Genomic DNA, 17,938 nt, shown 5'->3' with positions numbered 1-17,938 from the left:
GCTGGATGCAAATAGAAAAAGCTAGACAGCCCTGCAAAGTCTGCGAGGGCTGCCTAACCGTTACAATCGTACCTGGCTATTCCCATCCCGGGCGACTATTGCCATCACGGGTGATTGGGAGGGGATTCTTCATCTTTGGGGAGCGTGTCGACGGGTGATTCGTCGTCGCCATGACTCGTATCGACTGCGACAACGTGAGAATCCTCGCGCTCGAACAGTTCACTGAGCGGCTCATCGTGCTCATTGCGGATAAGCTTCTTCCCGTCCGAGATTTTCGCGAACAGGTAGTAGAGACCAGGGATCACCACGATGCCGAAGAGCGTGCCCATCAGCATGCCGCCGACTGCGGTGGCGCCGATCGTGCGGTTACCAATAGCGCCTGGACCGGTAGCACGTACTAGCGGAATCAGACCGGCGATAAACGCGAAGGAGGTCATCACAATCGGTCGGAAACGGAGACTACCACCTTCGATCGCCGCGTCTCGCAGGCTCAATCCTTCATGCCGGCGTTGGACCGCAAACTCGATAATCAAAATCGCATTTTTACCCAACAGACCGACCAGCATCACCAGCCCGATCTGGCAATACACGTCGTTGGCCAAGCCCAACGCTTTGAGCATCAGAAACGAGCCAAACAATCCTACCGGCAGCGAAACGAGCACCGCCAGCGGAAGGAGGAAGCTTTCGTATTGACCGACCAACACCAAGTAGACAAAGATCACGACGACCATGAAGATATAGATCGCCGTATTTCCCTTGTCGGCCTCGTCGTACGAGAGCCCTTGCCAGCCGATGCCGTAACCATGCGGCAGCGTTTGTGCGGCGACCTCTTGAATTGCCGAGATCGCTTGACCGCTGCTAAAGCCAGTCGCTGGAGCCCCTTGAATGATCGCGGTCGTATAAAGGTTGTAGCGGTTGATTTCGTTCATGCCCTGCATCTTTTTGAGCTTCATGAACGCGGAGTAGGGGACCATTTCGCCTTTGTCGTTTTTGACAAACATGTTCTCCAGGTCTTCAGGATAGCGGCGAAACTCCGGCGCGGCCTGAACGTAGACCTTGTAGAACTGTCCGAAACGAACAAAGCCCTGTTCCCACGTACTGCCCACCACGATCGAGAGATTGTCCATCGCATCGGCGATGGTAACCCCTTTTTGCATGGCGACGTCATTGTCAATGATGATTTCGTACTGCGGATAGTTGCTGGCGAAGAATGTAAAGATACCTTTCAGCTCTTTCCGTTTCTCCAACTCGGCCAGGAAGTTTTCGGTCACTTCACCAAATGCGTCGTAGTCGCCGCTGTTGGTTTGATCAAGCAAGCAGAGCGAGAAACCGCCTGCGGCGCCAAACCCCGGAACAGCCGGCGGTTCAAAGAACTCGAGCTTGACGTCGGCGATTTCTCGTCCTTTTTCTTCCAGCTTTTCAATCAACTCTTTGGACGTCAGCTCGCGTTCGGCCCACGGCTTCAAGTTAATCAGACAGGTTCCAGCGTTGGAACCGCGACCTTCGGTCAAGATTTCATAGCCGGCCAACGACGTGACCGAGGTGACTTCATCAAATTCTTTGCAGATCTTCTGTAGTTCATGCGCCTTGGCGTTGGTGTACTCTAGGGTCGAACCGGGAGGAGTTTGAATGATCCCATAGATGACTCCTTGATCTTCGAGCGGAATAAAGCCTGAGGGGAGGACTTGGTTCACCACCAAGATTCCATAGCTGAATGCTCCGATCACAACCATGGTGACCACGCGTCGCGTGACGATCAGTCTGACGATGCCGACATAGCCGCCGGTAACCTTTTCGACCCCTTTGTCAAAATAGTACAGAAAGATGCCGATCGGCCCGCGCACCTTCTTCTCGCCTGGTTCGGCGCCGGAGAAGACCGAGCGGAAGGTGAAGATGAACAGCAGAGCCATGACCGATGCAATGATGATCATCGTTTCATGCGTCAGCTCGACTTGCTCCGAAATCACCTCATGCACGATCTCGATATGCAGCACTTCAAACACGGCGTAACCGGCCGCCAAGCCAAGCAGGATCGATAACAGGCCACGCAGAATAAATGCATATTTGCCGGCGATCGTTTTGAAGGTGCGATTGGTGAAGCCGACCAAACCGGTTTGTTTCTCATGTCCTTTGACGTGCGGCTTCAAAATCATCGCACACAGCACCGGCGTGAGCGTCAAAGCCACCACGCCAGAGAGGACAATCGACATGGCCATTGTCAATGCGAATTCGCGATAGAAGACGCCAACGGCGCCCGGCATAAAGCAGACCGGAATAAACACCGAGGTCATCACCAACGTAATCGCGATGATCGCACCGCTGATTTCGCCTACGACTTCTTTGGTCGCGTGATACGGGGAGAGATGTTTCTCGTGCATTTTGGCGTGGACGGCTTCGACCACCACGATCGCATCGTCAACCACCACGCCGATCGCCAGCACCAAGGCGAAGAGCGTGATCAGGTTGACCGACATCCCAAACATGCTCATGAAGAAGAACGTTCCGATCAACGACACCGGAACCGCCAGGGTTGGGATGAGCGTGCTGCGGAAGTCTCCCAGAAACACGTAGACCACTAGCGAAACCAGGATGAACGCTTCAAAGAGCGTGTGCAACACCTTTTCGATCGACGCATCCAGAAAGCTGGAAACGTCATAGCTGACCGCATAGTCGACGCCGGGAGGAAACAGTTTGAGTTTAAACTCTTCGAGCTTCTCCTTGACCTCTGCGATCACGTCCGCCGCGTTGGAGCCGGGGATTTGTTTCAGCACGATGGAAGCGGAAGGGAGCCCGTCGATGTCTGAATAAAGGTCATAGAAAGAAGATCCGAGCGTGACTTTGGCGACATCCTTGAGCCGCAAGATTTCGCCTTCTTCGTTTTCTCTTAAAATGATCTCGCCGTACTGCTCTGGCTTGTCAAAGCGTCCCACCCAGGTCAGCACGTACTCAATCGTTTGCGAGGTTGTTCCTGTTGCTTGGCCCAGACGTCCCGGCGATCCGATGATGCTTTGCTCTTTGATCATCTCCATGATGTCGTCTGACGAGATGTTGTAAGCGCGCATGCGATCGAGATCTAACTCGACACGCATCGCATAAGCGCGATTGCCCAGGATCTTGGCTTGACCGACGCCGCGAACGCGCTGGATCTCGGGCAGCAGATTGGCGCTGACGTAGTTGAAGAGAAAGTTTTGGTCATGGGCGGGATCTTTGCTGTAGACGTTCACATACATCAACATGGACGTCATGTTTTGCATCACGATGATCCCCTCACGCTCCACGATCGGAGGGAGTTGGTTCTTGATCATCTGGATGCGGTTATTGACGTTTAAGACCGCCACGTTGGGGTCGGTGCCCGGCTCGAAGGTGATCATGATCGACGCTTCACCGGCACTGGTCGCAGCTGAGGTCATGTACCGCATATTCGGCACGCCGTTGATCGCTCGTTCCATAATGACGAGCGTCGAGTCCACCAGAATCTTGGCGCTGGCCCCGGGAAACGATACCGAGACCACCACGCTGGGAGGCGCGACCGAAGGGAACTGCGAGATCGGCAGAGCGGTAATCGCCAACCCGCCCATAAACAGGATGAGTAGAGAGATGACGATCGCCAGCGCTGGCCGATGTAAGAATTTCGAGAACATGACCAGGGCTACCTATTCGGCGTGATACTTCAAGTGAGCAAGAACTTCTTCAGGCGGCGTAAACTTGTATTCGATCTTGTCGCCATCGCGCACCTGACGAATTCCTTCGAGGATGATCTTGTCACCCTCTTCCAGCCCACTTTTGATCACAAAGATGTCATCTTGCTCGCTATCAATCACCAAGTCGCGCTGATGAACCACATTGTCTTTGTCGACGACAAAAGCGTACCGTTTGGCCAGAATCTCATAGGTGGCTCTTTGCGGAATCACGATCACATCCTTCAACGTGCGATGAATCAAAATCGTCCCGGTCTGGCCATTTCGGAGCAGACCACGCGGATTTATGAAATCTGCACGAAAGGCGATGTTGCCGGTCGTATTGTTGAAGTCGGCCTCGATCGCTCCGATATGCCCTGGCTGGGGAAAGATATTGCCGTTGGCCAGTTTCAGCTCGATCTGCAGCGGATCGGCGCTCGGGTTCTCGTCGAGATCGGTCTTGTACTCGAGATAGCGAGACTCTGGCACGTTAAAGTAGACCCACATCTCGCTGTTGTCCGAAAACGTCGTGAGGACGTCTCCTTCTTCGATCAAGCTTCCTAGCTGACAATGTTGGCGGTCGACGATGCCATCAAAAGGTGCGATGACGTCGGTAAAGTTCAGCTCGGCCTGGGCGAGCTCTACCTTGGCGTCGGCCTCGGCCAGTTCGGCCTCTTTGATCGCCAACTCTTGCGGTGAGACAATTCCTTTTTTGTTGAGATCCTGAGCATTTTTGAGTTGGATTCGAATCACATTCGCACGCGCTACTTCGGCGTCGAGCTTGGCCTTAAACAGAATCGGCTGGATCTGAAACATCCGATCCCCTTTTTTCACCGACTGACCTTCGCGAATGCCGATCTCGGTTAGATAGCCACCTTCCAACGCACGAACTTCAATGTGTTGGCACGAGTGGATCTGGCAGACGTACTGCTGCGTGCTGATCACATCTTTTCGCAGCGGGCTGGTGACCACGACCAAGTGGGCATGCTCGCCTTCGCCATGAGATTGGGTCTCTCCGTGGGCTTCCTCTTCGCCGTGCGATTCAGAATGCGACTCAATATGCGAGGCTGCATGCGATTCCGCTGTATGCGATTCGCAGCCCGACAAGCAAAAAGAAGCCAACGCGAGCAAGACAGCTGCAATAGCGGTGATTTTCATATCTCTCGTGCGTACCTCGAGGTTATCAGCCAGGGATGTCCTGGAGATCGATCGGTGGGGGCTATACGCGGTGACCCGAAACGAGGCAAAGGTAAAAACCCACAGAAGCCGAAACGCCACTGGTTGAATTGGATACATTGATTCGGAAACGACGCTACGTCCGCTTTAACAAACTGGGCGCGATGATGGGAGCAGCGACTGTAGGATCTCTGCCTGATGCCTTGGGTTCAGTTTTCAACGCCTTGGTTAAAACAAAAGTCGAAGTCTCACGTGCTGCGGCTGCACTTTGGGGGCGGGGGCACGACGTCGCTTTGCCACGACGCAAGGGGGGAACGCATGCCGATGGAGTGAAAAAGCGGACTCTTGAATGGCTCCATCGCGCCCTCTCTTGGCGTCATGCGCCGCTTTAGCGTTGCATCTTGGTGAAGCCAATCACTGACCTACGATAAAGAAATTTTTATCTCACGCTTTAGGTGTCGGCAACTGCGAGTACCCGCGGGCGCCATCCGCCTCCAATGGCCAAATTGGGTCTTTGTTGGGGCTCAATTTTGGCGCCCAAATTCGGTCGTTTTCATGTTCGGATTAGAGGCTCAAATCGGGGTGCGAAATCGATGTCGCCAGCAGCGCAAACAGATCGCTATGAGATCGATTTCAACCTGTTCGGTCGACCCTCTAGCCTGCGGTTGCAAGCTGGGTTGCCGTCGCCGATCACGCCAGTGCGAGCAACTCTTGAAGCAGCCTGGTTTGGCAGATGTTTGGGCCGCTATTAAATTGTCGCATCTTGTTAATTGGTAACGACTTGCAGTGTTGTTGGTAAGGCAGTTCGCCGCTCTGGGGCATGCGGATTTTCGCTGCCATCTCGCCCATTTTGGGGCGACATTCGGAGTTGCTGCTTGGTTGTCGGAAGTCCTCGCTTGCCCCCAATCGAGCACGTTAAAGTCGCCCTTGAGTCGCCTGCTTTCTCTGGCATTTTCGGAGCGATAGAAGCGAGCTTATTTCGGCTTCGATTTGACCTGCTTGGCGACACCACTTTTAGGACAAGTTAGAAGCGATTTTGAGGCACGGTTTGCGCTGCTTTTACTCCCCCTACATGAACACTTATTAATGAAGTTAGGCGCCGCGGGGAGAAAATATTTTCGCGACAACCAGGGCTTCAACGACGTCTGTCTCGACAGGGGTTGAGGGATCTAGTTGCGCACCATCGGCTGAATTTGAAGCTCGCTGGTTTGATTGCTCATTGGCTGCCGGCTAAGGGGGCCAACAGCGCATTCGCCGCTTGATATTGGGAGGGTAAATTCAATTATTCCAGCTGGAGCATCGCGCTGGCATCACGGCGTCGATCGGTCAGGGAGAAGATCCCCGCTTAAGCTGCATCCTATCGGCGGAGTTTGGGTCATCGCTCACCAGCTTGCTGTCGCCTGCGATCCAAGTCGAGCTAAAATCGCAATAAGCCTGTTTTTGGGGTAGGCTTGATGGATATGGGCCTCTTTGAATCCCTAGCAGCTTGGATTAAACGTGCGAAAACGGCTGAATCTAGTTCAATGGTCAGCGCTGGCGATCTTCCTTGCCGTTACGCTGATCTCTGCGTCAGCGTTTGCCGCCAAGGGAGTGCTGCATCTGAAGGTTGTTGATTCTCAGACCAAAGCGCCGCTCAGTGCGCGAATGCATCTAATCAATCCCCGCGGTAAACGGCAGCGAATCCCCGGCGTTCCCAATTTGGACGATCACTTTTCGTTTACCGGCGAATTGCAGCTGGAACTAGCGCCTGGCCGCTATACCTTTGAACTGGAGACCGGCCCCGAGTACCGTACGCGCTCGGGCTATTTTGAGCTGAAGAGCGGTGACGAAGATAGCTCGACACTCGAAATGACCCGCTTTGTCGACATGGCGGCTGATGGTTGGTGGTCTGGCGATCTGTATCTGCAGCGCGACCAGTATGATCTAGAAACATTGATGCTGGCCGAGGATCTGCATATCGCGGTCAATCACGCTTGGGATAATCAGCAAAACGCCTACGAGGGGAAACCGATTGAGGATCCCTTGGCCATCTTTGGCCGCGATCGCGCTTGGTGGCGGATCGGCGGTCGCGACGAAAGAGCAGGGGGGCGAATGATCTTCGCCAATGTCGACGCGCCGCTAGCGGTGCAATCGGCAAAGCCAGAATATCCCTCGATCCTGAACTACGCAGATCCCTTGCAGAGCAACCCGCGTGTGCATCAAGCGGCCGACGCCACGGCGTGGGATTTGCCGCTGTGGATCGCACACGGTGCGGTCGATTCGGTGGTGATCGCCGGGCCCGAGTTAGAGCGTAAGGGAAGCTCGGCCAAGCCGGCGCCTGGTTCTCGGCCGGCCGATCGGCTGTTGTTTCCGGGGCCGCAGGGGAAGGCGCGTTGGGCGCAGCAGATTTACTTTCATCTGCTGAACTGTGGGATCCGAATTCCTCCGTCGGCGGCCAGCGGGTCAGGCACAACCAACAATCCGCCAGGCTACAACCGCGTTTACGTCCATTTGGATGGCGAGTTTTCGTATGACGCGTGGTGGCGCGAGTTGGCTGCTGGACGCGTCATGGTGACCAACGGTCCGATGATTCGGCCGGTTGTCGAGAACCGCATGCCGGGCGATGTATTCACGGCGCCTGCCGGCCAAACGTTGGAGATTGAAGTCGCGCTGAATCTCGGCACGCGTGACACGATCGCCTATCTCGAAGTAATCAAAAATGGCCAGGTTGAGCATGAAGTGCAATTGGCCGACTACGCCAAAAATCAGGGGCGCCTGCCCAAGCTGCACTTTGATGAGAGCGGCTGGTTTTTGGTCCGTGCGGTGGCCGAAGTCCCCGAGACCTACCGGTTTGCGATGACGGGGCCCTATTACGTTCAGATCGGCGATCAACCCCGGATCAGCAAAGCCTCGGCCAAGTTCTTTTATGATTGGGTGTTTGAGCGAGCGGGGGCAATCGGTCTGGAAAATGGCGATTCGCGGGACGAAATCCTCGAAATGCACCGTCAAACACGCAATTTTTGGCGTGATCTGTTTGAGCGGGCCAACGCGCCGTAGCGGCGACATCCCAGGGCGATTCTCTTGTATAATCGAGGTTTTCACCCTGATTTGCTGATTGCCTGTATGTCTGCGCCGGCCGCTTGGCGGAAGCTCTACCCTTTCGCTTCTCATACGCTCGATCTTGATGGTCAACGGTATCACTACGTGGACGAAGGCACGGGTAAGCCCATGCTGTTTGTACATGGGAACCCGACCTGGTCCTTCTATTGGCGAAACCTGATCACTGCGTTTCAGCCGACCCGCCGCACGTTGGCGGTTGATCACATCGGTTGCGGGCTAAGCGACAAGCCGCAGAACTACGAGTACACGCTCGAGCAGCATATCGACAATCTGCTCCGCTTTATCGAGCGGTTGGATCTGCGCGACATCACGTTGGTCGTCCATGACTGGGGAGGCGCGATCGGGCTGGGCGCCGCGGTTCGCCAGCCAGAGCGATTTGAGCGCTTCATCTTGTTCAACACGGCCGCGTTTCCTCCGCCGTACGTCCCGTGGCGAATCTTCGCCTGTCGCACGCCGGTGATCGGCAACGCCGCGATGCGTGGTTTGAATGTGTTCGCTCGCGCGGCGATCACCATGGCGACCGAAAAGCCAGAGCGGATGACCCCAGAGGTCGCCGCAGGACTGCTTGCGCCGTATGACAACTGGGCCAACCGCGTGGCGATCTCACGGTTTGTGGGGGATATCCCCTTATCGCCGCGTCATCCCACCTATGCGACCCTCAAGCATCTAGAGCAGCATCTGGTTGACCTCCAGCACAAGCCGATTCAAATGATCTGGGGAGCCCGGGATTGGTGCTTTACGCTGGAATGCCTGCGACGTTTTCAGTCGTACTGGCCCCAGGCCGAATCGCATGAGTTTGCCGACGCCGGGCACTATGTGGTTGAAGACGCTCACGAACAAATCATCCCGCTGATCGAATCCTTTTTGCAGCGAACCGCCCTATGACCGCCAGCAATCGCATGGATCAACGCTGGTCTGAGTTGACGATTGGTCAGATCGCGACATTGGCTTGTCTCTTGGAAGTCAACGCTCCCAAGCCGGGCAACGTCCATCGCGGCGCTGACTTCACCAATCTGGTATTGAATGACTTTGCCGCGAGCGCCGTCGCCATTGGGCCGGCGTTTGAAGTAGCCGGGCAAAGTCGGATTGGCCGCACTATCTTGGCGGCCGTGCGCGCGACGCGCCGCCTGGTCGAAACCAATACCAACTTGGGGCTGGTGTTGCTGTTGGCGCCGCTGGCCACCGTGCCGGTCAAAGATTTGAATCCCCACGGCATGACCTTGCGCCTGGCCGATCTGAATGCAGAGGACGCCGCCGACGTCTACCGCGCGATCGCCGTGGCGCAGCCCGGCGGCATGGGGCACGTCGACCAGATGGACGCGTTTGGGCCGCCGCCGACGGATCTGTTGGCGGCCATGCAAGCCGCCGCCGATCGCGATCTGATCGCGCGGCAGTATGTTAACGGTTGCGCGCAGGTCTTTGCCGCGGTCGAATACTTGCTTGACCCGGCGCTTGCGCAGCTGTCGCTGTCGGAGCGAATTGTCCATGCTTACGTGCGACAAATGGCCGCATATCCTGACAGTTTGATTCAACGCAAATGTGGGGCCGAGATCGCCGCCAAAAGCTCGCTGCTGGCCCAACGCGTGCTAGACGCAGACCAGCCCAACGGCGAAGAATACTTGCATGAGCTGCGTAATCTTGACTTCTGGTTAAGGGCCGACAATCATCGCCGCAATCCCGGCACGTCGGCTGACATCATCGGCGCCGCCATCTTTGTGGCGCTGCGTCAGCGAAAATTGACGCTGCCGCTACGATCCACTTCTCACTCTTCTGCGGAACAATCGTCATGACCGAAACCTACTCGGTTCGCATCGCTAAAGACAATCTGGTCTTTAGCGCTGGCCACTTTATTACCTTTGCCGGCGGTACCTGCGAGCGGGTGCATGGTCATAACTATCGCGTCGAAGTAGAGATCTTTGGTCCGCTTGACGAGAACCACTATGTGGTCGACTTTATCGCTGCGCGTGACGCATTGGCCCAGATCGTGGGCGAGCTCGATCATCGGATGCTGCTGCCGACTCAGCACCCGCAGATCCAAGTGGTCGCGGATGGCGCCGAGGTCACGGCCAAATTCCAGGATCGGCGCTGGGTTTTTCCGCAGGCCGAGTGCGTGTTGTTGCCGGTCCCCAATACCACGACCGAACTGCTGGCGCGTTACGTAGGCCGAAAATTGTTAGATCTGCTGCAAGCCGCAACCGGTGCGCGTCCTCAACATCTGCGCATTGCAATTGATGAGAACTACGGTCAGTGGGGAGTTTGCGAGCTGCGTGGAGAATAACGAATCCTCCAAACGTCGCGGCTGGATCGATGCTGGCGCCCCTTCTGGGCCGCCCAATGTGGGTAATACGCTGGTGCGCTAAATCCCGACGAATCTTGCTTGACGATGCATAAGCGAGACCTAGGTTTGCTTGACGCTTGGTAGTGTCAGACGCACAACTAACCCTCTCGTACCACCGAGACATCCACGCAGTTCGGCAGGATACCCGAGACATGCAGGTCGAATACATCAATCCGTTCATTCGTTCGATGACCAAAACCTTCGATACGATGCTCGGCTGCCAGATTAAGCGCGGATCGCTCATGCTGGCCCAAGACTTTAAAGGCGCCTACGACGTTTGCGGCGTGATCGGACTTTCTGGTCGTGCCCAAGGTGTTGTTGTCGTCAATCTATCGCAAAGTGTCGCCATGCAGGCCGCGGCGACCATGCTGATGATGGATATCTCCGAGTTCGACGGGCTGAATGACGACGTCATTGACGCAGTTGGCGAAATCGCCAACATGGTCGCCGGCGCCGCCAAAGCAGAGCTCGAAGAATTCGAGTTATCAATCAGCTTGCCCAACGTTGTTGTCGGCTCGCCGCCTGATATTCGCTTCCCTTCCGAAGTCCACGCGATCGCGATTCCGTTTGAGTGCGATTGGGGGCCGATGTCGATCAAGGTCGGCTTTACTCCGGTCGGCGTCATGGTGTAGCTAGCACTTGGCGCAAGCCAAGCGGCATAGTTTTCCTCATCGATACCAACTTCCACCGACGATACTACAGAGACGGCGTTTTTCAACGTCGCTCACCGCTGGTTGTTCCACTCAACCGCTAGCAAGTCGCACAGGGAAGGGCATGGTAAAAGCTCGCGATAACGGGTCTCACACGACCAATCCAAACCTCCGCAAAGCGGCCATCGTCTTGATGAGCCTGCCCGAGGATGATGCGGCTCAATTGATGAGCCGGATGAGTCCCAAAGAGGTCGAAGTCGTCTGCATCGAGATCGCGCATCTCGATCGACTCACCGGGCAAGATCAAGAAGCGGCGATCCTCTCTTTCGCTGAGCAAAACCCCAATCAACTGGCCGGCGCCGGCGGCGGCATCAGTCTGGCCAAAAACCTGGTCACGCGGGCACTTGGCAAAGGCGCCAACGAAACGCTCGACAACGTTCGCCAATCGGTCGAATCGATCCCGTTTGGCTTCTTGCGCAAAGTGGACAGCCAAAACTTACTCACCTTTATCGCCGACGAGCATCCGCAAACCATCGCGTTGATCTTGTCGCATTTGCCGGCGTCGTACGGCGCCGAGATCATCTCGGGTCTGCCGGCCGAGCGACAGCTTTCGGTCATCCGCCGCATCGCCAACATGGGGCAGACCAATCCCGAAGTGATCGAAGAAGTCGAAAAAGGGCTCGAAACGCGGATGGCCAGCGTCATGAGCCAATCGTTTGAAAACGCCGGCGGCGTCCCCACCGTCGCCGAGATCTTAAACGTCACCGATCGCGCCACCGAGCGAGCGCTGCTCGAACATCTCGCCCAGGAAGATCCCGACCTGGTCGAAGAAATCCGCCGCTTGATGTTCGTCTTTGACGACATCCAAAAACTGGCCGACAAAGACATGCAATCGGTCCTCAAAAACGTCGAAAGCGCCCAATGGGCCATGGCCCTCAAAGGCGCCAGCCAAGAGCTGCGCGACAAAGTGGTCGGCAACATGTCCAAACGGGCCGCCGATATGCTGCTGGAAGAAATGGACTTTCTGGGCGCCGTCAAAGTCTCCGAAGTCGAAGGGGTCCAACAACAAATCGTCGACATCGTCCGCCGCCTGGAAGACGCCGGCGAAATCGCCCTCTCGGCCGGAGACGAGGAAGAACAGTTGGTGCAGTAAGGAAAAGCGGACTGGACAGCGTCATTTTTTTTGCGTTGTGAGTTTTCTTCGTAGCCCGAATGCGCGAGCGAGGGAAATGTGGTTGCGAGTCAATGACTAATGTCGAAATCCTAATGTCTAATAAAGAGTGAATGACGAAGCAGGAATAACGCCATCTCGCGGGTAAATCTCTTCGTAGGAGACATTCGTCATTGGCTTCTCCGAGTGGAGCGGACTGGACAGGGTCAATTTTTTTCTGGATCCCCCAATCTTGGTGGTTTGATCGCGCCGGCAAGGGAAATACGTTCGCTAGCAAAAGCTGAATGTCGAAACCCTCCTGTCGAATGAAGTCTATCTAACGCCATGACCTACCGCCCGACGTGGTAATGTGTGAATATATAGTAACAAAAGTCTTAGGGTTTGTCTAGGGGCAATCTTTCGCCGCGTCGCGTTGCTGCGGGACCAACCGTGTCCAACCGGGCCGATAAAACGGTTTGTAGCGACGTGATCTTTCGTTCCGCGATGCTTTACGATCGGCGGGGATGCGTTGGCCGGGCTGCCCCGGTACAGTAGGGCGGTTTCCCCTGCTTTTGCGGCAAATGAATGCCGCTGTTATTTGCCTGAATGCAAAGCCTGCGATGAATCAAAATCTCTCTTCCTTTATCTGGTCGGTCGCCGATCTGCTGCGCGGCGATTACAAACAGTCTGAGTATGGCCGGGTAATCTTGCCGTTTACCGTCCTCCGCCGGCTCGACTGCGTGCTCGAGCCCACCAAAGCGGCCGTGCTGACAGAGCTAGAAAAGCGGACCGCCGCCAAGGTCAATCCAGAGCCGTTCTTGCTCAAAAAGGCGAAGCTCCTCTTTTACAACACGTCGCCGCTTGATCTGAAAAAGCTGATGGGCGACGCCGGCGAGATCCGCGAGAACCTCACTTCCTACGTTCAGGCGTTTTCGCCCGACGTGCGCGACATCTTTGAGTGCTTTGACTTTCATGGCCAAATTGACCGACTGGCCAAAAACAACTTGCTATATCTGGTGACCGAAAAGTTCGCCAACATTGATCTGCATCCCCAGGTCGTCAGCAACGAGCAGATGGGGCACGTCTTTGAAGAACTGATCCGCAAGTTTGCCGAAATCTCCAACGAGACCGCCGGAGAGCACTTTACCCCGCGTGAAGTGATCCGGCTGATGGTCAATCTGCTGTTTATCGAAGATGACGACGCGCTCACCAAGCCTGGCATTGTGCGCTCGATGTACGATCCGACCGCCGGCACCGGCGGCATGCTCTCGGTCGCCGAAGATCATCTCGCCAGCCAAAACCCTGACGCCCGCCTGGTGATGCACGGCCAAGAGCTTAACGGCGAGTCGTACGCGATCTGCAAGGCCGACATGCTGATCAAAGGGCAAGACATCAGCCATATCATCCACGGCAACACCCTGTCTGACGACGGATTGCCCGGGCAGCAGTTTGACTACATGCTGTCGAATCCGCCGTTTGGCGTTGAGTGGAAGAAGATCCAAAAGGAAATCAAAAAAGAGCATGAGCAGCTCGGCTTCAACGGCCGCTTCGGTCCCGGATTGCCGCGAGTCAGCGATGGTTCGCTGCTGTTTCTAATGCACTTGATCTCCAAGATGCGCCCCGCCAAAGATGGCGGCAGCCGGTTCGGCATCGTCCTCAACGGTTCGCCGCTCTTCACCGGAGGCGCCGGCAGCGGCGAAAGTGAGATCCGCCGCTACGTGCTCGAAAATGACCTGCTCGAAGCGATCATCGGCCTGCCGACCGACATGTTCTACAACACCGGCATCAGCACCTACATCTGGATCGTCACCAACCGCAAGCCCAAACATCGCCAAGGCAAAGTCCAACTGATCGACGCCAGCAGCCTGTGGCAAAAGATGCGCAAAAGCCTCGGCAGCAAACGGAAAGAACTGTCGGACGAACATATCGAAAAAATCACGCGGCTGTTTGGCGACGCCAAAAACGCGAGCACCAAAGATGCCGACGGCCAAAAAGTCCCGATTAGCCGGATCTTTAAAAACGAAGATTTCGGCTACCAAACGATCACGGTCGAACGTCCGGAGCGCGACGCCGCCGGCAAGATTGTGAAAGAGACCAAAGGCAAACGCAAAGGCCAACCGAAGCCTGACAGCAGCCTCCGCGATACCGAAGAAGTCCCGCTCAGTGAAGCGATCGAAACCTACTTCGCGCGAGAAGTGCTGCCGCATGTCCCTGACGCATGGATCGATCACGAGAAAACCAAAACCGGCTACGAAATCCCCTTCAACCGCCACTTCTACGTCTTCAAACCACCGCGCGAACTGGCCGAGATCGACGCCGAGTTGAAAGGGGTCACCGACCGAATTGTGGAGATGATCGGAGGGCTATCGCAGTGAGTTTTCCGAAGTATGACGCGTATCAGGATAGTGGCGTTGAGTGGTTGGGGGAGATTCCCGGTCATTGGAAGTGCACTTCGATCAAGCATATTGTTTCAACTCCCGTAACGGACGGCCCGCATGAGACCCCGGAGTTTCTAGATGAAGGGATCCCATTTGTATCGGCGGAAGCGGTTTCGACCGGCGAGATAGATTTCGCCAAAATTCGCGGCTACATTTCTCAAGCCGAACATGAACGCTACAGCCAAAAATATAAGCCAGCCGTCGGCGACATCTACATGGTCAAATCTGGAGCCAGTACCGGGACAACGGCGATCGTCGAAGATGATCGCGAGTTCAATATCTGGTCCCCATTGGCTGTTGTTCGATGTGACGCATCAATGCTGCCAAGATTTGCTCTTAACTTTCTTCGCTCTCGGAATTTTCAAGAAGGTGTCACACTAAACTGGAGTTTTGGCACGCAACAGAACATCGGAATGAATGTCATCGAGAATTTGGCAATTACGTGCCCACCCCTCGAAGACCAACAAGCGATCGCCAGTTTCCTCGACGCCGAGACCGCCAAGATTGACGCGTTGGTGGCCGAGCAGCGGCGGTTGATTGAGCTGCTGCAGGAAAAACGCCAGGCGGTCATCAGCCACGCGGTCACCAAAGGTCTTGACCCCAGTGTGCGGATGAAACCGTCAGGGATTGATTGGCTGGGGGATGTGCCTGAGCATTGGGAGGTTTGCAAGCTTAAACGAGTCGCAACTGTCCGAACCGGCGTTGCCAAAGGAAAAGATCATTCCGGCAAAGACACAATATCCGTCCCCTATCTTCGTGTAGCCAATGTGCAGGACGGCTATTTTGATCTGAGTGATGTCTCGATGATCGAAATATTGGCACATGAACTCGATCGATATCGACTTGTCGCCGGTGATGTATTGATGAACGAGGGGGGCGACTTCGACAAGTTGGGCAGGGGGCACGTTTGGGAAGGTCAAATTGATCCTTGCATTACACAAAACCATGTATTCGCCGTTCGCCCGACGGGGGTTTCGGCTCCGTGGTTAAATCGGATTACAAGTTCGGACTACGCACAGTTCTACTTCATGGCGCAATCGAAGCAGAGCACGAATCTTGCCTCAATTTCATCGACCAATTTAATGAAATTGCCTGTTATTATTCCTCCTGAAAACGAGCAATGCGAGATCCTTCAATACATTGATGAGACCTCTAGTCGTTTTGATTGTTTACTCTCAGAAGCAGCCAACGCTATCACACTCTTCAATGAACGCCGCACCGCTCTCATTTCCGCCGCCGTGACCGGCAAGATTGACGTTCGCCAGTTTGCCTCTCAGGAGACCGTATGAGCGATATCAAACTCTTCCGCACCAACGGCGAGAACGTCACCCAGCTCGAAGGACAATCGGTGGCCCTCGAGAAGTCGCTGCAAAAGTTGATCGAGCGGCATCTCGACATCTTTTTGGGGATTCGGTTTCTCGCCACCGAGTATTCGACCGGCAAAACGCACGGCGGGCGAATCGATACGCTGGGAATCGACGAGAATGGTTGCCCCTGCATCATCGAATACAAACGCTCGAGCAACGAAAACGTGATCAACCAGGGGCTCTATTACCTGGATTGGCTGTTGGATCACCGCGGCGAGTTTGAACTGCTGGTGATGAAAACGCTGGGCGCCGCCGCGGCCGAGAACATCGAATGGTCGAGCCCGCGACTGCTGTGCATCGCCGGCGGTTTTACGAAGTACGATGGACACGCCGTGCAGCAGATCAATCGGAATATCGAGCTGCTGCGGTATCTGCGGTTTGGAGATGAGTTGCTGTTGTTGGAGTTGATCAATGCGGTGCAAGCGACGACTGCTCCGGCTGTCGCGACGACCACCGCCACAACGGCGACGACAGCCGCACCACCGCTGGCGTTTGGTGAAGACGAGACGGAATCCACCATCAGCGCCAAAACCAAAGCAAGACAGAAGGATAAAACCGTTCTCGAACAATTGGACGCCGCGTCGCCAGCACTGTTAGACCTGTATGAAGAGTTGAAAGCGACCTGCTTAAGCTTTGGCGATGACGTGCAAGTCAAGCTGCTGAAGCTGTACATTGCGTTCAAGCGGATCAAAAACTTTGTCACGGTCGAAGTTCGAGCCGGGACGAATTGCCTGGCTGTCTATGTGAAAATCGATCCTGCTTCCATCCCACTGGAAGAAGGTTTTACACGCGATGTAACCAACATCGGCCACTGGGGAACTGGGGACCTGGAAATCATGATCCGCAGCCATGAAGACCTGCAGAAAGCTTTGCCGATCTTTCAAGCGAGCTATGAGGGATCGTAACGATCGGCCTGCCCATTGATGGCAAGACTTCGGCAAGCTGTTGCGGAAGCATCGTAGATTCCAATCGTTTCATCAAAAAGTAATATTACGCGAGAACCTTTGCGATGCCGACTCCGATTCCGCTAGGCAGATTAACGCCTGTAGACCTGCGTGACGCTTGGCAATCGGAGGCGAGTGACTTTACGCCGTGGCTGGCGAAAGATGAGAACATCGCGCTATTGAGTGAGACAATCGGGATTGATCTCGAGGTTGAAGCGCAGGAGAAAAGCGTCGGACCATTTCGCGCCGATATTCTCTGCAAAGATCCTGAGGACAATCTGGTGCTCATCGAGAACCAACTTGAGCAAACCGATCATCGTCATCTGGGGCAACTGATTACCTACGCCGCCGGCCTAAACACGGTGACCATTGTTTGGATTGCGCAGAAGTTTCGCGAAGAGCATCGCGCCGCCCTCGACTGGTTGAACAACGTAACCAGTGAAGACATCCGCTTCTTTGGATTGCAGGTAGAGCTTTGGCGGATCGGCAATTCGGCGATCGCACCCAAGTTTGACATCATCAGCTCGCCGAACAATTGGAAGAAACGGGTTAACGGCGGTGCTCAGGGGATTGAGGATGGTCCTTTGACGCCTGCTAAGGATCGGCGTTTTCGCTTTTGGACCCGCTTTGTGGACTACCTCCATACACATCCTTGCCGTTTTCCGGTGACTCATAAGCCAAGTCCCAAAACCTCGATGTGGTTCAGCCTGGGACGCTCCGGCGTCCGCCTAGTGGCCATTGCCTCGCATGGAATCGCGAGTAACGAGGATGAGTTGCGCGTCGAAGTGAACATGGGAAAATCGACTTCGCAAACCTTTTACGACCAGTTTTGCGCTCAGCGCCCAGAATTGGAAGCCGAGTTAGGGGAGTCGCTGAACTGGGCTCCCGGCGAGGAGATCAAGCGAAAGCGAATCTACCTGGTGAAATACGTCGACTTAAAAGATGAGACGCAATGGCCCAGTTATTTTCAATGGTTGTATGAAAACTTGAACGCCGTTCACAAGGTTTTCTCGCCTCGCGTGCCGAAGTTGATTGCCGGCGTGGAAGAATATGCGGAAGACGATCAGGAGGAGAACGGGGATGCTTAATCAATGGACCG

At 55.2% G+C, this 17,938-nt stretch carries 12 protein-coding genes; 10 read left to right on the top strand and 2 right to left on the bottom strand.

The annotated features are described in order from the left end of the window. Positions 1 to 104 precede the first annotated feature (104 nt). Together SH421x_RS15740 and SH421x_RS15735 are read right to left on the bottom strand one after the other, a co-directional pair. Positions 105 to 3,641 carry an efflux RND transporter permease subunit gene (locus SH421x_RS15740; protein ID WP_488850281.1) on the bottom strand — a complete coding sequence of 1,179 codons (3,537 nt, stop codon included), beginning with the start codon at positions 3,639 to 3,641 and terminating at the stop codon, positions 105 to 107. A 12-nt stretch (positions 3,642 to 3,653) separates the two neighbouring features. Continuing rightward, positions 3,654 to 4,835, bottom strand: coding sequence for an efflux RND transporter periplasmic adaptor subunit (locus tag SH421x_RS15735; RefSeq protein ID WP_488850280.1), 1,182 nt, complete (start codon positions 4,833 to 4,835; stop codon positions 3,654 to 3,656). Between the two features lie 1,515 nt (positions 4,836 to 6,350). Between SH421x_RS15735 and SH421x_RS15730 the strand changes: the two genes are divergently transcribed. From SH421x_RS15730 to SH421x_RS15685, 10 genes are all read left to right on the top strand, one after another. Continuing rightward, positions 6,351 to 7,889 carry a CehA/McbA family metallohydrolase gene (locus SH421x_RS15730; RefSeq protein ID WP_488850279.1) on the top strand — a complete coding sequence of 513 codons (1,539 nt, stop codon included), beginning with the start codon at positions 6,351 to 6,353 and terminating at the stop codon, positions 7,887 to 7,889. A 24-nt stretch (positions 7,890 to 7,913) separates the two neighbouring features. Continuing rightward, entirely contained in the window at positions 7,914 to 8,837 is a 924-nt protein-coding gene (locus SH421x_RS15725; RefSeq protein WP_488850277.1) for an alpha/beta fold hydrolase, read from the top strand. After that, the gene (locus tag SH421x_RS15720; RefSeq protein ID WP_488850276.1) at positions 8,834 to 9,742 is read left to right on the top strand and encodes a triphosphoribosyl-dephospho-CoA synthase; all 909 of its coding nucleotides are present in this window, start codon (positions 8,834 to 8,836) and stop codon (positions 9,740 to 9,742) included. The genes SH421x_RS15725 and SH421x_RS15720 overlap by 4 nt, the downstream gene beginning before the upstream one ends. Continuing rightward, the gene (locus tag SH421x_RS15715; RefSeq protein ID WP_488850275.1) at positions 9,739 to 10,230 is read left to right on the top strand and encodes a 6-pyruvoyl trahydropterin synthase family protein; all 492 of its coding nucleotides are present in this window, start codon (positions 9,739 to 9,741) and stop codon (positions 10,228 to 10,230) included. Before SH421x_RS15720 ends, SH421x_RS15715 begins: the two co-directional genes overlap by 4 nt. 212 nt (positions 10,231 to 10,442) lie before the next feature. Beyond that, complete coding sequence (locus tag SH421x_RS15710) at positions 10,443 to 10,922, top strand: chemotaxis protein CheX (RefSeq protein WP_488850274.1); 480 nt, start codon at positions 10,443 to 10,445, stop codon at positions 10,920 to 10,922. Between the two features lie 142 nt (positions 10,923 to 11,064). Then, on the top strand, positions 11,065 to 12,093 hold the full coding sequence (fliG, locus tag SH421x_RS15705; protein ID WP_488850273.1) for a flagellar motor switch protein FliG: 1,029 nt from the start codon (positions 11,065 to 11,067) through the stop codon (positions 12,091 to 12,093). A 617-nt stretch (positions 12,094 to 12,710) separates the two neighbouring features. Further along, a complete protein-coding gene (locus SH421x_RS15700; RefSeq protein ID WP_488850272.1) occupies positions 12,711 to 14,465 on the top strand; it encodes a type I restriction-modification system subunit M in 1,755 nt (584 codons plus the stop codon). Then, the gene (locus tag SH421x_RS15695; RefSeq protein ID WP_488850271.1) at positions 14,462 to 15,817 is read left to right on the top strand and encodes a restriction endonuclease subunit S; all 1,356 of its coding nucleotides are present in this window, start codon (positions 14,462 to 14,464) and stop codon (positions 15,815 to 15,817) included. The genes SH421x_RS15700 and SH421x_RS15695 overlap by 4 nt, the downstream gene beginning before the upstream one ends. Beyond that, positions 15,814 to 16,800: a DUF5655 domain-containing protein gene (locus SH421x_RS15690; protein WP_488850269.1), complete on the top strand. Its 987-nt coding sequence runs from the start codon at positions 15,814 to 15,816 to the stop codon at positions 16,798 to 16,800. Before SH421x_RS15695 ends, SH421x_RS15690 begins: the two co-directional genes overlap by 4 nt. Before the next feature lie 104 nt (positions 16,801 to 16,904). Further along, complete coding sequence (locus tag SH421x_RS15685; protein WP_488850268.1) at positions 16,905 to 17,927, top strand: DUF4268 domain-containing protein; 1,023 nt, start codon at positions 16,905 to 16,907, stop codon at positions 17,925 to 17,927. Positions 17,928 to 17,938 lie beyond the last annotated feature (11 nt).

This window comes from Blastopirellula sp. SH421 (assembly GCF_057808535.1).
Note: the sequence above shows the minus strand (reverse complement) of the source record. Positions and strands in the feature narration are given on the sequence as shown.

What these genes read in the sequence shown, in the direction of transcription:
- SH421x_RS15740 (WP_488850281.1), bottom strand. Translation starts at nt 3,641, where the DNA reads ATGTTCTCGAAATTCTTACATCGGCCAGCGCTGGCGATCGTCATCTCT.
- SH421x_RS15735 (WP_488850280.1), bottom strand. Translation starts at nt 4,835, where the DNA reads ATGAAAATCACCGCTATTGCAGCTGTCTTGCTCGCGTTGGCTTCTTTT.
- SH421x_RS15720 (WP_488850276.1), top strand. Translation starts at nt 8,834, where the DNA reads ATGACCGCCAGCAATCGCATGGATCAACGCTGGTCTGAGTTGACGATT.
- SH421x_RS15715 (WP_488850275.1), top strand. Translation starts at nt 9,739, where the DNA reads ATGACCGAAACCTACTCGGTTCGCATCGCTAAAGACAATCTGGTCTTT.
- SH421x_RS15710 (WP_488850274.1), top strand. Translation starts at nt 10,443, where the DNA reads ATGCAGGTCGAATACATCAATCCGTTCATTCGTTCGATGACCAAAACC.
- fliG (WP_488850273.1), top strand. Translation starts at nt 11,065, where the DNA reads ATGGTAAAAGCTCGCGATAACGGGTCTCACACGACCAATCCAAACCTC.
- SH421x_RS15700 (WP_488850272.1), top strand. Translation starts at nt 12,711, where the DNA reads ATGAATCAAAATCTCTCTTCCTTTATCTGGTCGGTCGCCGATCTGCTG.
- SH421x_RS15690 (WP_488850269.1), top strand. Translation starts at nt 15,814, where the DNA reads ATGAGCGATATCAAACTCTTCCGCACCAACGGCGAGAACGTCACCCAG.
- SH421x_RS15685 (WP_488850268.1), top strand. Translation starts at nt 16,905, where the DNA reads ATGCCGACTCCGATTCCGCTAGGCAGATTAACGCCTGTAGACCTGCGT.